This is a genomic window from Paracoccus pacificus, from assembly GCF_042680785.1.
GTDB lineage: Bacteria > Pseudomonadota > Alphaproteobacteria > Rhodobacterales > Rhodobacteraceae > Paracoccus > Paracoccus pacificus.
Genome location: NZ_JBHUEN010000043.1, coordinates 615,141 through 627,993, shown reverse-complemented (window position 1 = coordinate 627,993; position 12,853 = coordinate 615,141). Strand labels below are relative to the sequence as shown.

Sequence of the window (12,853 nt, the reverse complement as noted above, 5' to 3'; positions counted from 1 at the left end):
CGCGCGGGCCTCATCCCGCTGGACCGATCCCGTTGGACCAATCCCTACAGGGACGACTGCGATGCGGGATTGCCACGGTCCCCGTCCTGACGCCATTGTGACGGGCGCGAACGTGGACACCCTGCGATCATGCCCCTACTCCGGTCAGTAATTGACCAACTGTTCAATAACGAAGGATTTGAGATGTTTTCTCTGTTTAAGCCCGTACTGGCAGCAACCGCGCTTTTCACCATGACCGGCTGCGTCGATCTTGACGACGCGCCCACCGGCCCGGCCGGCAAGGGAAAAGGTGAGGTCAGCGCGATTCCCGCATTCACCGGCGGCGGCAACAACTGGTCGCTGAATTTCAACGCGACCGGCAAAGACAAGTATAGCGCCACGATGACCCTGCCCGGCAGCAGCCAGCAATGGGTCGGCATGCTGAACGGCAAATCCCAGCCGGCCGATGCGTCTTCCGGCACGACCGTGCTGAGCGGCGAGATGCGCGCCACCCCGGCCGTGTTGCCGGTCACTGTCGAGATCACCCGGGGCGAATGCTCCACCGGTAACCGTCCGGGCAACGCCCGCGTCAGCCTTTATGCCGAGGGCGAGGCCCCGCTGCGCGGCTGCGGCTCGGTGGCGACCTACTGATGCGGTGCCGGGGGGCGATCGGACGCGTCACAGTCGCGGCCATCGCCCTCTGGCTGCTGCTGTTCGCGCCGCTTTCCGCGCAGGATCTGCCGGATTGGAAATTCACCAGCATCAATGATTTCGCCGGCCTGCTGCAAAACGCCGATGTCGAGGCGATCGACAAGGCGCTGATCGCGCTTCACGACCAGACCGGGATCGAAGGCACCGTCGTCACCATCGAGGATCTTGCCCGTTACGGCGGTCAGGACGGCATCGCGCCCTTTGCGCTGCGCCTGTTCAACAAATGGGGCGTCGGCAACGCCGAACGCAACGACGGCTTCATGGTTCTGGTCAGCGCCGGCGACCGCGAGGTCCGCATTCAGCTTGGCGCGGGTTATCCGCGCGAAGAAGACAACATGGCCGGCCGGATCGTGCAGTCGGTGATGCTGCCGGCTTTCCGCGCCGGCGACATCTCGGGCGGTATTCGCGACGGCACCTTGGCGGTCATCGACCAGATCGCCATGCCGAAGGCGGGCCAGGGCGGCGGCACCGACACGATGCCGGCGCCCACGTCGCCACGGCAACCGGCCCCGGCGCCCGCCGTCACCAACCCGCTGGCAAGATCACCGTTCGACAGCTTTTTGAACGGCGTGCTTGCCTTCGCCCCCTTCGGCATTTTCGCCATCATCGCCTTGTCGATTCTGCGCGGGTTTCGCCGGCGCGGTCGCGCCACCAGCGGCGGCAGCCTGAAACCTCAGACTTGCCCGAATTGCGGATCCGACCAGATCCGGCAGGATATCGAGGCGGTAACGGACGCCCTGCCGGGCGGCGTCGCGACCGGCGGCAAGATCGTCACGACCTCTTGCCCGGTCTGCGGCTGGAGCGTGAAAGAGGCGATACCGACGGCGGTCAGCGGCGTCAGCAGCCTTGGCTATTCCGGCGTGCGCTGGGGCGCCGCCTATGGATCCGCAAGCTATGGCAGCAGCAGTTTCGGCAGCTACAGCAGCGGCAGCAGCCGCAGTAGCAGTAGCAGCAGCAGTAGCAGCAGCAGCAGCGGCGGAGGGTTTGGCGGCGGCAGTTCCTCGGGTGGGGGCAGTTCGGGCAAATGGTGACCCGCCAGGCGAACCGGCAGCCGAGGAACGGGCGCGATGAACCTTGATCAGGCCCATGCCATCGTCACCGGCGGCGCCTCGGGTCTGGGCGGCGCGACGGCCGAATATCTGCGCGGCCATGGCGCCAGCGTCCATATCCTTGACCGCGATCCGGCCGGCGCCCGGTTCGCCGATAGCATCGGTGCCGGCTTTACCGAAACCGATGTGACGGATGAGGTGAGCGTCGCGGGCGCGGTCGCGGCGGCCCGTGGCGCGATGGGGCGGATTTCGGTCTGCGTCAACTGCGCCGGGATCGTCGCCGGCGAACGCACGCTTGGCCGTGATGGCCCGCACCGGCTGGACAGCTTTCGCCGCATCATCGACGTGAACCTGATCGGAAGTTTCAATGTGCTGCGTCTTGCCGCCGCCGCGATGGCGGAAAACGACGGGCCCGAGCGTGGCGTGATCATCAACACCGCCAGCGTCGCGGCCTTTGACGGCCAAAAGGGTCAGGCGGCCTATGCCGCGTCGAAGGCGGGGATTGCCGGCATGACCCTGCCGCTGGCGCGCGATCTGGCCGGCGTGGGCATCAGGGTCTGCGCGATCGCGCCCGGCATCTTTGCCACCCCGATGCTGCGCGGCCTGCCCCAGGACGTGCAGGACAGTCTTGCCGCCGAGGTGACCTTTCCCCGCCGGCTGGGCGATCCCGTCGAATTCGCCCGCACCGCCGGCTTCATCATCGAAACCGGCTATCTGAACGGCGAGGTGATCAGGCTGGACGGGGCGTTGCGGATGCGCTGAGCATCCCGCCCCGCAAGCCATCCTCCAACCCGTCCAGCGTCGCGGCCAGCCGCTGGTCGATGTGGTGCAGATATTGCGTCCAGTCGCCGATATGCGACAGTTCGGCCGCGCCATCCGATATGCCCCGCAAACCGATCATCGGCAGGCGGAAATGCTGGCAGGCCCGCAGCACCGCCCAGCTTTCCATATCCACCATATCCTCGGCGATCCGGGCATAGGCGGCCGGCCCGCTGACGATATCGGCCCCGGTCGACAGGCTCGCGACCGGCACATCGGGCAGACGCAGCGGCAGATGCACCACCGGCGGCAGGTCCAGAAACGGGGTCTGGCCACGGGGAAAGCCCAAGGCGCTCGCATCCATGTCGCGATAGGCGACCGAGCCGGCCTGAAACACCGCACCTTGCGGCAGCCGCGCCGATCCGGCCGAGCCAAGGCTGACGACCAGATCCGGCAGGTTTTTTATCCGCGCCAGATAAGCCGCCAGCACGACCGCCGATTCCACCGGCCCCACCCCGGTCATCAACGGGCTGATCCGCGCCCGCAGCGCCGGCCCGTATTCGGCCTCTGCCGCCATGACGAACAGCACGTCATGACCGGCGATCCGTTCGGGCGAGACGTTGGATGGCATGGGTATCCCCTGATGGCGCGCGCATAATTGGGCCGCAATGCATCCGCCATGCAAGGGTTACTTGATAGGACCGGCGATGCCCGCTAGCGTCGACCGGGACCAGCAGCATGAAAGGCCCCAGCCGATGATCCCGTCCATGAACGCGCCGATGAAATTGTTTCGTACCACCGCCGCCTTGGCCCTGCTCGCGGCCCCGGCATTCGCCGCCGACCCTGAGCTTACGGTTTTCGACTGGGCGGGGTTTGAAGAGCCGGTGATTTTCCAGGGCTATATCGACAAGAACGGCGACAGCCCGACATTCGCCTTTTACGGCGACGACGACGAGGCCTATCAAAAGCTCGCATCCGGCTTCAAGGCCGACATCGCCCACCCCTGTTCGCAGATGGTGTCGAAATACCGCGACGCCGGCCTGATCGAGCCCTGGGACACCTCGAAGATCCCGGCCTTCGCGGACATCGACCCGAAATTCCTGAACTCGCCGATTTTCAAGGATGACGGCGGGGTCTGGTACATCCCGACCGACTGGGGCGCCACCGCCGTCGCCTATAACACCGAAAACGTCCCGGCCGAGGATGTGGCGACGCTTCAGGTCTTTACCAACCCCGCCTATCAGGGTCGCACCAGCCTGCCCGACAGCGCCGACGACGTCTGGGCGCTGGCCTATCTGGCGACCGGCGTGACCGACTGGACCAAGGTCACCGACGAACAGTTCAAGACCGCCGCCGACTGGCTGCGCGAGGCGCATAAGAACGTCTCGGCCTATTGGGCCGACCCGGCCGAGATGAGCCAGCTGATGGCCTCGGGCGCGGTGGATGTGGCGTGGTCGTGGAACGACGGCCCGACGCTTTTGAAGCAGGAAGACTATCCCGTCGGGTTCCAGCGCGAGGCCAAGGAAGGCTCGTCCGACTTCTTCTGCGGGTTCGTGAACCTGAAGGACGGCCCGGGCAAGGAAGACAAGGCCTATGATTTCATCAACGCCTGGCTGACGCCCGAAGGCGCGCGCGGGCTTCTGGACACGATCGGTTATGGTCTGACCGTGCCGAAGGCAATGGCCTCGATCACGCCGCAGGAGCTGGTCGACGCCGGTCTGGGTCCGATCAACGCGCCCGTGCTGTCCCAGACCCCGAACGATCCCGCGCAGCGCGAAAAGCAACTGGCCGAGTTCGAGAAGATCAAAGCCGGGTTCTGACCGGGCCCGACGGTGAAATGTCCCAACGGCAAAATGTCACAATGCTTAAGGGCGGTCCGCAGGGGCCGCCTTTTCGCTTGCAAAACGCCCCCGGCGGGGCGCAGCGTGCGGGCAAACGGATGCGGCCGGAATGAAACCCAAGATACTGACGACATTGCAAGACTATGACGCCGCGACGCTGCGGGCCGACCTGATCGCCGGGGTCACGGTGGCCATGGTGGCGTTGCCGCTGAGTCTGGCCATCGCCATCGCCTCGGGGGCGGCGCCGCAGACCGGCATCGTCACCGCGGTGGTGGCCGGGTTCCTGATCTCCGCCCTTGGCGGCAGCCGGGTCCAGATCGGCGGCCCGACCGGGGCCTTTATCGTGGTGGTCTATGGCGTCATCGCCGCCCATGGCTTTGCCGGGCTGGTTCTGGCGACGCTTATGGCCGGGGTGATCCTGATCGTTGCGGCCCTGCTGCGGGCCGGAAACTTGATCCGTCTGGTGCCCGAGCCGGTGATCAACGGCTTCACCATCGGCATCGCCATCATCATCGCCACCAGCCAGTTGAAGGATTTCTTCGGCATGCAGATCGCCGACCTGCCCGCCGCCTTCTTTCCCAAGGTCGCCGCGCTGTGGCAGGGCCGCGACACCCTGTCACTGACATCGCTGGCGATCGGCGTCGCGACCGTGGCGCTGATCGTGATCCTGCGCCGCGCCGCGCCGCGTTTCCCGGGGCTGATCGTGGCGGTCGGCCTGACCTCGGCCGTCGCGGCGCTGGCAAGCCTGCCGATCGACACCATCGCCAGCCGTTTCGGCGAACTGCCGCGCGGCCTGCCCATGCCCGCGCTGCCATCCATGAGCCTGAGCCTGATCGCCGAGCTGCTGCCCTCGGCGCTGATCATCGCCTTTCTGGCCGGGATCGAATCGCTTTTGTCGGCCATGGTCGCCGACCGCATGATCGGCGGCAATTACCGCCCCAATGCCGAAATCATGGCGCAGGGATGGGCCAATATCGGCTCGGCCCTGTTCGGCGGGCTGCCGGCGACCGGCGCCATCGCGCGCACCGCGACGAACGTGCGCGCCGGTGGCAAGACCCCCGTCGCGGGGATCGTCCATGCGCTGACCATCCTGATCGTGATGCTGGTCGCGGCGCCGCTTGCCGGGCGGCTGGCGCTGCCGGCGCTGGCCGCCCTGCTGATCCTGACCGCGTGGAACATGGCCGAGCCGCATCGCTGGCGCGCCTATCTGGCCGAACGCCGCTCGGACCAGTTCCTGATGCTGATGACCATGGTGCTGACCGTCGTCGCCGATCTGACCATCGCCATCGGCGCGGGCGTCGCCATCGGCCTTGCGCTGCGCCTGCAACGCCGCAAGGTGCCCCCCGCCGACTGGACCCCGCCGGATCGCTAGGTCGCGACCAACCTGCGGATATAGGCGGCAAGGCTCGTTCGCCCGCGCTGCGGCGGGGTGCTGGCCTTGGTCTGACCATCGATCAACCGCCGGGTCATGCAGGCATAGGAAGCGGCAGCGGGCTTCGAAAAACCAAATGACCTGAACGTCGCTTCCAGCGCCGGCTGCGGAATTTCCTCGACCGCGACGACCCGATCAAGGGCTGCGGCGAAGGTATCTGCAACATCACGCGGCGTATAGCGTTCGGGGCCTTCGACATGGCACAGCCCGACATCCTCGCAGGAGGAAAGCAGCCGCGCCGCCGCCGCTTGCCCCAGATCCTCGGGCGCGACCATCGGCAGTTCAAGATCGGCGGGGAAAAAGCTGGGCAGGATTCCGGTATGGCGCACGGTATCGGCCATGGCGGCCCAGTTGCTCATGTAATAGCCGCAGCGATTGATCGCCACCGGGATGGGTTGGGCCGACAGGCGCGCCTCCATCTCGTGCAGCACGGTCAGGTCGCCGCAGGCCGTTCCCTGAAACGCGCCATAGGTCGATTGCGCGACCACTTTCTCCAACCCCGAGCCGTCCAGCGCCGCGATGATCGCCGCGACATTCCGCCGCTCCTCCCGGTCGGTGTCGTCGGAGGGATCGGCCGGCGGGTTCAGCAGGAAGGCGCGGCGGCCCGTTTGCAGGACCGCGCGCAACGCGGCCACGTCGCGGATATCCACTTCGGCGACCCGCGCCCCGGCGGCTTCAAGTCCGGCCCCGTGCGTGCGGTTGCGGGTGATGACGGTGACCTTGTGCCCTTTCGCCAGCAGCGCCCGCGCCGCCGCCGAGCCGACCTGCCCCGTCCCTCCGATCAGAACGAACATCGTGCCCTCCTGCGATCAAACCATGATCCGGAATTAGCACGGCGCTCCTGACATAACCCGTCAGCAGGGCATGATGCATCTAGCGCAGCGGAATCGCGTTCCCCGCCTTGCCGTCCTGATAGCTGTCCGACAGCGCCGCATATTCGTCGTGGATCGCCTTGACCCGCGCGCGCAGGGCCGGCTGCGCCGCGGCATCGGCGCCGTCGATCACCTCGGCGACGCTTCGCGCCGTCCAATAGGCGTTCTGGCGCCGGTATCCGCCGGGATCGAGCGTGAAAACCTCTTTCAGGATCTTCAGGTCATGCGGAATGGCGAAACTGTCGCGGCTGTCCTCATGGGTGAAGAAGTCGAAGAAATTGTCGAAGCCCGCCCATGTGATCGCCGACAGGCACATGCTGCACGGCTCATGCGTGCTGAGGAAGATCAGCTGTTCCGGCGGGGGCAGACCCGCCACCTCGCGATAGCGCTTCAGCAGATGCACCTCGCCATGCCAGAGCGGATTTTCGGTCTCGTTATTCGTCTCGGCCAGCACCACGCTGCCGTCGGATTTGCGCAGCAACGCGGCGCCGAAGATCTTGTTGCCGGCGGCCACGCCCTGCCGGGTCAGCGGCAGCACATGGTTTTCGATGGCGCCCAGCAGGGCGGCGGCCAGCTGCGAGTCGGTCAGTTGCGACTCGGTCGAGGGGATGGTTCTGTCGCTCATCCCCGAAGCAAAGCGCGGAAGGATGAGCGGCGCAAGACCATGCGGCGCTTGAGCGCAGAAATCGCCGCAGTCGGGGTCCGAGGGCATGATCTGAAATGCCGCCGTTGCCCTGTTTCTGGCGCCGCTGGTGTTGACGGCGCTGTGGCGCTTTGCCATCGCGCCGCAGCTTTTTGTGCCCCCGCCCGAGATGCCGGAACTGGCCCGTGACCTGCCCCGGACCGGCGCAAGCGAGACCTTCGCCCGCCGCGTCGCCGCAGCTTTCCCACCCGGCACGGCTGAGACCGACCTGATCGCCCTGCCGCAAGTCCGGCCCTTTACCGTCTCGGCCGAGGACCGGAGCGCCCATGTCACCCGGAAAACCTTTCCCGGTATCAACGATGGCTGATCATCTTGGCGGCGGAAGCTGCGAAGCTGACCGGGCCCGAGGCCGCGCGGCAGCACATCTGCCCGTGACCCGGCGGCACTTGCGGCCCCTTCCCCGCACGCCTATATTCGGTGGGTCCGGGTTCGCCCGGACTATGGGCATAAACGCGCTCGGAATAAGCGGATCGGACCCGGGGGCGGTACCCGGCGGCTCCACCAATCACCCTCGTTGGGGGAACATGGGGCCGAAACAGGATCGACGAACGTGTAAAGGGGATGTCTTTGCCTCGGTGAGCTACCACCGTTATCGGTGCGCAAAGTACAGTTGCCAACGACAACCGTGCTCCGGTCGCTCTGGCTGCGTAAGCAGTTCGAGTAACCGAAACCTAACTCCTTGCGCTTAGCAGCGTAAGGCGGGGCCCGCAGGAGCCTGGCAACAGAATCCTGCATTTTCCCCCGTTTCATTTACATATCCTTCAGCCCACGCTGTTATGCTGCGCAAATGTCAGGCGGATATGGCGAATTGTTGTCAGTGTTCGGTCGCATCGGACTTCTGTCCTTTGGCGGCCCGGCGGCGCAGATCGCGCTGATCCACCGCGAACTGGTCGAGGAACGGCGCTGGCTGGACGAACCGGCATTCCTGCGCGCGCTCAGCTTTTGCATGTTCCTGCCGGGACCCGAGGCGACGCAGCTTGCCGCCTATGCCGGCTGGCGGCGTGCCGGTATCGGCGGGGCGCTGATCGGCGGCGGGTTGTTCATCCTGCCCGGTGCGGCCGTGGTGCTGGCGCTGGCCGCGCTTTACATCGAATATCGCAGCCTGCCGCTGGTCGACGCCGCCTTCTGGGGCCTGCGCGCCGCCGTCGTCGCCATCGTGGCCGAGGCCCTGTTGCGGCTGTCGCGCCGGGCGCTGACCGGCGGACGCGAGCGGATCATCGCCGGGGCTGCGCTGGCCGCGCTGATGGTCGCCGGGATCCCGTTCTGGCTGGTCGTCATCATGGCGGCCGTGGCGGGGGTGGTTTTCCTGCCCCCCGCCCCCGCCACGGACGAGGTTCCGGCCGCGCAGGGACACGCCCGGCGCAGTCTTGGCATTCTCATGATCGGCGCCGCGATCTGGATACTGCCGGTCGGGCTGGTCGCGCTGTCGGGAAGCGAATTCCTGACCACGCTCGGGCTTTATTTCAGCCGTCTGGCGCTGGTCACCTTCGGGGGTGCCTATACGGTACTTGCGGCAATGGTGCAGACCATCGCCAATTCGCTTGGCTGGATCACCACGGCGCAGATGATCGACGCGCTGGCGCTGGCCGAAACCACGCCGGGGCCGTTGATTCTGGTGACCGAATTCGCCGCCTATCTGGCCGGTCACGCACAGGGCGGGCCAGCCATGGCGCTGACGGCGGCGGCGCTGACCCTGTGGGTCACCTTCGTGCCCTCGCTGGTCTGGATCATCGCATTCGCCCCGCATATCGAACGGTTGGCCAGCCTGCCGCGGCTGTCCGCCGCGCTGGCCGGGATCAGCGCGGCGGCGGTCGGCGTGATCGCCTCGCTGGGGCTTTGGTTCGCGGCTCAGGTGATCTTCACCCGGCCGAACGGCCTGCGCCTTGGCCCCTTCGCGCTGCCCGATCTGGCCTCGGTCGATCTGCCGGCGGTGGCGCTGGTGGTGATCGCGGCGATCCTGCTGCTGCGCCTGCATTGGCCGCTGGCGCTGGTTCTGGCGCTGTCCGCCCTGACCGGCATCCTGTACTTCGTCATGTCCGGAACGGTTCCTTAGGCCTTTCCAACCCCGGGAGGCTGACCTATGGTCGGGCAAAAGACACGGGGGCCGAATGGCACGCACACCGACACGAACCATCGACTATGGCAACCTCATGCATCGCGCCATGCAGGGGCTGATCTCGGAGGTTTTGCAGGGTGTGGCCGAAAACGGTCTGCCGGGTGAGCATCATTTCTTCATCACCTTCGACACCCGCGAAGATGGCGTCGAGATCGCCGACTGGCTGCGCGACCGCTATCCCGAGGAAATGACCATCGTCATTCAGAACTGGTTCTCGAACCTGACCGTGAACCCGGACGGGTTCACGATCACGCTGAACTTCGGCAACTCGCCCGAGCCGCTGGTGATTCCCTTCTCGGCGCTGCGCACCTTTGTCGATCCCTCGGTCGAATTCGGCCTGCGCTTTGAAACGCAAGACGTCGAGGACGAGGATGAGGACGAACCGGACGGCGAGGACGGCTTTGACGAAGACGACACCGTCGAGGAACCCGCGACCAAGCCGAAAGGCGGCAGCGGGGCCGAGGTCGTCAGTCTGGACAAGTGGCGGAAATAAACCGTCATCACCCTGTCACCTGCAGGCAATAAAGGCGGTCTCGGCACTTTTGCAGGAGACCCGCCTTGTCCGATCTGTCGCTGTTCATCCGCCAGTTTCTGCGTCGCCCGTCAGAGGTGCGCGCCATTGCGCCGACCGGGCGCGCCACCGCGCGCGAAATGGCGCGGGTGGTGATCCCGACCATGCAGGCCGTGGCCGAGATCGGCGCGGGCACCGGCACGATCACCCAGGCGATTCTGGACCGTAACCTGCCCCCCGAACGGCTGGAGCTTTACGAGCTGAACGCGGCCTTCTGCGAACGTCTGCGGCAGCGGTTCCCGACCGTCCGGGTCCATAACCTGCCGGCGCAGGAAATGGTCAATGTCGGGCGCGGGCCGCTGGATGCGGTGATTTCGGGGGTGCCGACGCTGCCGATGCCCGATGCGTTGCAGGCCGCGATCGTCGGGGCCGCGCTGCGGATGATGAAGCCCGGCGCGCCCTTCGTGCAGATCACCTATAGCCCGGTCGCTCCGCTATCTGAAAACGTGCGCCGACAGTTCGGGCTTCGCCACGTGAAAAGCCCCCGGATCTGGAACAACCTGCCGCCGGCGCGGGTCTATATCTTTCGTCAGGAACCTGCCTGAACCGGGGGGCGGAGGGGCCGGCGTCGCCGGCATGCATTCGCATACTGTTTGCGAATCCCGGGCACGGCGTCTAGAACACCGGCAAATCCGCCGAAGGGGTCCTGACATGGCAAAATCCACCCGCACCGAAACCGACAGCTTTGGCCCGCTCGAGGTCGATTCCAGCAAATACTGGGGGGCGCAGACTCAGCGCTCGATCATCAATTTTCCGATCGGCTGGGAACGTCAGCCGGTCCCGATCATCCGGGCGCTGGGGGCGATCAAGCTGGCCGCCGCGCGGGTGAACATGCGTGAAGGCCGGCTTGACCCCAAGATCGGGCAGGCCATGGAGCAGGCCGCGACCGAGGTGTTCGAGGGCAAGTTCGACGACAATTTCCCGCTGGTGGTGTGGCAGACCGGCTCGGGCACGCAGTCGAACATGAACGCGAACGAGGTCGTCTCGAACCGCGCCATCGAGATTCTGGGCGGCGAGATGGGCAGCAAGAAGCCGGTTCACCCGAATGATCACGTGAACATGGGCCAGTCCTCGAACGACACCTTCCCGACCGCGATGCATGTCGCCATCGGCATGCAGGCCCGCGACGTGCTGCTGCCGGGGCTCGAGAAGCTCGCCGCCGCGCTTGAGGCGAAATCGGCCGAGTTCAAGGACATCATCAAGATCGGCCGCACCCATACCCAGGACGCGACGCCGCTGACCCTGGGGCAGGAATTTTCCGGCTATGCGCATCAGGTGCGGATGGGGATCGAACGGGTAAACCTGTGCCTGCCGCAGATTTACGAGCTGGCGCAGGGCGGCACCGCCGTCGGCACCGGGCTGAACACCAAGAAGGGCTGGGACAAGGAAATCGCCGCCGAGATCGCCAAGATCACCGGCCTGCCCTTCGTCACCGCGCCGAACAAGTTCGAGGCGCTGGCCGCCCATGACGCCATGGTGTTCTTTTCGGGCGCGCTGAAAACCATCGCGGCGAGCCTGTTCAAGATCGCGAACGACCTGCGCCTGCTCGGCTCGGGTCCCCGTTCGGGTCTGGGTGAGCTGATCCTGCCGGAAAACGAGCCCGGTTCCTCGATCATGCCGGGCAAGGTCAACCCGACCCAGGCCGAGGCGCTGACCATGGTCTGCGCCCATGTCATGGGCAATGATGCGGCGGTGACCATCGCCGGCTCGCAGGGGCATTTCGAGCTGAACGTCTACAACCCGATGATGTCCTATAACGTGCTGCAGAGCATGCAACTGCTGGGCGACGCGGCGGGGTCCTTTACCGACAATATGGTCGTAGGGACGCAGGCGAACATCGCGCGGATCGACAAGCTGATGAAGGAATCGCTGATGCTGGTCACGGCGCTGGCGCCGACCATCGGTTACGACAATGCCACCAAGGTCGCCAAGACCGCGCATAAGAACGGCACCACGCTGCGTGAAGAGGCGATCAACCTCGGCTTCGTCGATGGCGAGACGTTTGACAAGGTGGTGCGCCCGGAGCTGATGATCGGGCCGGAAGACTGATCTGACCGAACCCCAAAAGGCGCGCCCATTGTGGCGCGCCTTTTGCTGAATTCAGGGCAGTGGGTAGCCGCTGCCGACACCTCCTTGGGTCACAGTATGGCGCGGCCACGTCGAAGGTCCGTTCAGCGCCGCCGCGCGATCTCCATCCGAGGAAACTGCCCGCCTTGCTCCCATTTTCAGTTTGCTTCTTCAGCGGGATATCCCCAAGCTACAGCCCATGCCGGGTGCACCTAAATATATTCTTCACAGCCCCTTGTCCGACCCTTCACGTCTAGAGGCGTTCGTTGAACGCTGCTTGCTGGACGGTGCCTCGCTTGTGGCAATAGTCGGACCAGATTGCCAAAAAATCGAGGATCTTATTGATGAAATTGTCGTCGGCGATGGCAGTTCCGATGCACGGTTTTTGTGCACGACGTCGCATCCGGGCGAAACGCTTGAAGAGGTTGTTTATTTTGTCCAGCAGTGGGAACGTGATGCAGATGGCGCGGTCAGGCAGATCAGGCTCTAACTCGGAACGAGACAGCCAATGGAAACTTCCTCCCGCTTTGCTGCCATTTCTGCCGCTGCCAACTTTCGCTATCCTTCCCGCAAATGACCCAAATCACCAACCTCAACCGTTTCCGCAAACAGAAATCCCGCACGGATGCCAGGCGCGAGGCCGACGCCAATGCCGCGAAACACGGCCGCAGCAAGGCCCAGAAGCTGGCCGAGAAGGCCGACCGCGACCGTGCGGCTAAACATCTCGACGGGGTGAAGCGTGACGATTGATCT

Annotated in this window: 15 protein-coding genes and 1 other RNA gene; 13 read left to right on the top strand and 3 right to left on the bottom strand. The window is 65.5% G+C overall.

Features of this window, described 5'->3' with window-relative positions; all coding sequences use genetic code 11:
* Nucleotides 1–183 precede the first annotated feature (183 nt).
* From ACFSCT_RS15535 to ACFSCT_RS15525, 3 genes are read left to right on the top strand one after another with little or no spacing between them, the layout of a single operon-like run.
* Complete coding sequence (locus ACFSCT_RS15535; RefSeq protein ID WP_379144200.1) at nucleotides 184–630, top strand: hypothetical protein; 447 nt, start codon at nucleotides 184–186, stop codon at nucleotides 628–630.
* The gene (locus ACFSCT_RS15530) at nucleotides 630–1,721 is read left to right on the top strand and encodes a TPM domain-containing protein (protein WP_379144199.1); all 1,092 of its coding nucleotides are present in this window, start codon (nucleotides 630–632) and stop codon (nucleotides 1,719–1,721) included. The genes ACFSCT_RS15535 and ACFSCT_RS15530 overlap by 1 nt, the downstream gene beginning before the upstream one ends.
* Nucleotides 1,722–1,757: 36 nt before the next feature.
* On the top strand, nucleotides 1,758–2,501 hold the full coding sequence (locus ACFSCT_RS15525) for an SDR family NAD(P)-dependent oxidoreductase (RefSeq protein WP_379144197.1): 744 nt from the start codon (nucleotides 1,758–1,760) through the stop codon (nucleotides 2,499–2,501).
* Here ACFSCT_RS15525 and ACFSCT_RS15520 read toward each other — a convergent pair.
* Nucleotides 2,470–3,129 carry a 5'-methylthioadenosine/S-adenosylhomocysteine nucleosidase gene (locus ACFSCT_RS15520; RefSeq protein WP_379144195.1) on the bottom strand — a complete coding sequence of 220 codons (660 nt, stop codon included), beginning with the start codon at nucleotides 3,127–3,129 and terminating at the stop codon, nucleotides 2,470–2,472. The genes ACFSCT_RS15525 and ACFSCT_RS15520 overlap by 32 nt on opposite strands.
* A 148-nt stretch (nucleotides 3,130–3,277) precedes the next feature.
* Between ACFSCT_RS15520 and ACFSCT_RS15515 the strand changes: the two genes are divergently transcribed.
* Entirely contained in the window at nucleotides 3,278–4,318 is a 1,041-nt protein-coding gene (locus ACFSCT_RS15515) for an extracellular solute-binding protein (RefSeq protein WP_379144193.1), read from the top strand.
* Nucleotides 4,319–4,448: 130 nt separating this feature from the next.
* Nucleotides 4,449–5,711 (top strand): SulP family inorganic anion transporter, encoded by a 1,263-nt coding sequence (locus ACFSCT_RS15510; RefSeq protein WP_379144192.1) that lies wholly within the window; start codon nucleotides 4,449–4,451, stop codon nucleotides 5,709–5,711.
* On the opposite strand, the gene ACFSCT_RS15505 is transcribed toward ACFSCT_RS15510, so the two are convergent.
* Both ACFSCT_RS15505 and ACFSCT_RS15500 read right to left on the bottom strand, forming a co-directional pair.
* Nucleotides 5,708–6,565 (bottom strand): NmrA family NAD(P)-binding protein, encoded by an 858-nt coding sequence (locus tag ACFSCT_RS15505; RefSeq protein WP_379144190.1) that lies wholly within the window; start codon nucleotides 6,563–6,565, stop codon nucleotides 5,708–5,710. The genes ACFSCT_RS15510 and ACFSCT_RS15505 overlap by 4 nt on opposite strands.
* A 79-nt stretch (nucleotides 6,566–6,644) precedes the next feature.
* Complete coding sequence (locus ACFSCT_RS15500; RefSeq protein ID WP_379144188.1) at nucleotides 6,645–7,268, bottom strand: nucleoside deaminase; 624 nt, start codon at nucleotides 7,266–7,268, stop codon at nucleotides 6,645–6,647.
* A gap of 127 nt (nucleotides 7,269–7,395) precedes the next feature.
* On the opposite strand from ACFSCT_RS15500, the gene ACFSCT_RS15495 reads away from it, so the two are divergent.
* From ACFSCT_RS15495 to ACFSCT_RS15460, 8 genes are all read left to right on the top strand, one after another.
* Nucleotides 7,396–7,653 carry a hypothetical protein gene (locus tag ACFSCT_RS15495; protein WP_379144185.1) on the top strand — a complete coding sequence of 86 codons (258 nt, stop codon included), beginning with the start codon at nucleotides 7,396–7,398 and terminating at the stop codon, nucleotides 7,651–7,653.
* A 75-nt stretch (nucleotides 7,654–7,728) separates the two neighbouring features.
* Nucleotides 7,729–8,082, top strand: a transfer-messenger RNA (tmRNA) gene (gene ssrA, locus ACFSCT_RS15490).
* 81 nt (nucleotides 8,083–8,163) lie between these two features.
* Nucleotides 8,164–9,399, top strand: a complete 1,236-nt coding sequence (chrA, locus tag ACFSCT_RS15485) for a chromate efflux transporter (protein ID WP_379144410.1) — start codon at nucleotides 8,164–8,166, stop codon at nucleotides 9,397–9,399.
* A gap of 55 nt (nucleotides 9,400–9,454) precedes the next feature.
* Nucleotides 9,455–9,955, top strand: a complete 501-nt coding sequence (locus ACFSCT_RS15480; RefSeq protein WP_379144183.1) for an SspB family protein — start codon at nucleotides 9,455–9,457, stop codon at nucleotides 9,953–9,955.
* A 65-nt stretch (nucleotides 9,956–10,020) separates the two neighbouring features.
* The gene (locus ACFSCT_RS15475) at nucleotides 10,021–10,578 is read left to right on the top strand and encodes a class I SAM-dependent methyltransferase (protein WP_379144181.1); all 558 of its coding nucleotides are present in this window, start codon (nucleotides 10,021–10,023) and stop codon (nucleotides 10,576–10,578) included.
* Between the two features lie 106 nt (nucleotides 10,579–10,684).
* Entirely contained in the window at nucleotides 10,685–12,082 is a 1,398-nt protein-coding gene (gene fumC / locus ACFSCT_RS15470) for a class II fumarate hydratase (protein ID WP_379144179.1), read from the top strand.
* A gap of 295 nt (nucleotides 12,083–12,377) precedes the next feature.
* Nucleotides 12,378–12,590 carry a hypothetical protein gene (locus tag ACFSCT_RS15465; protein WP_379144177.1) on the top strand — a complete coding sequence of 71 codons (213 nt, stop codon included), beginning with the start codon at nucleotides 12,378–12,380 and terminating at the stop codon, nucleotides 12,588–12,590.
* Between the two features lie 83 nt (nucleotides 12,591–12,673).
* Complete coding sequence (locus ACFSCT_RS15460) at nucleotides 12,674–12,850, top strand: DUF4169 family protein (protein WP_379144175.1); 177 nt, start codon at nucleotides 12,674–12,676, stop codon at nucleotides 12,848–12,850.
* The last annotated feature ends 3 nt before the right edge of the window (nucleotides 12,851–12,853 follow it).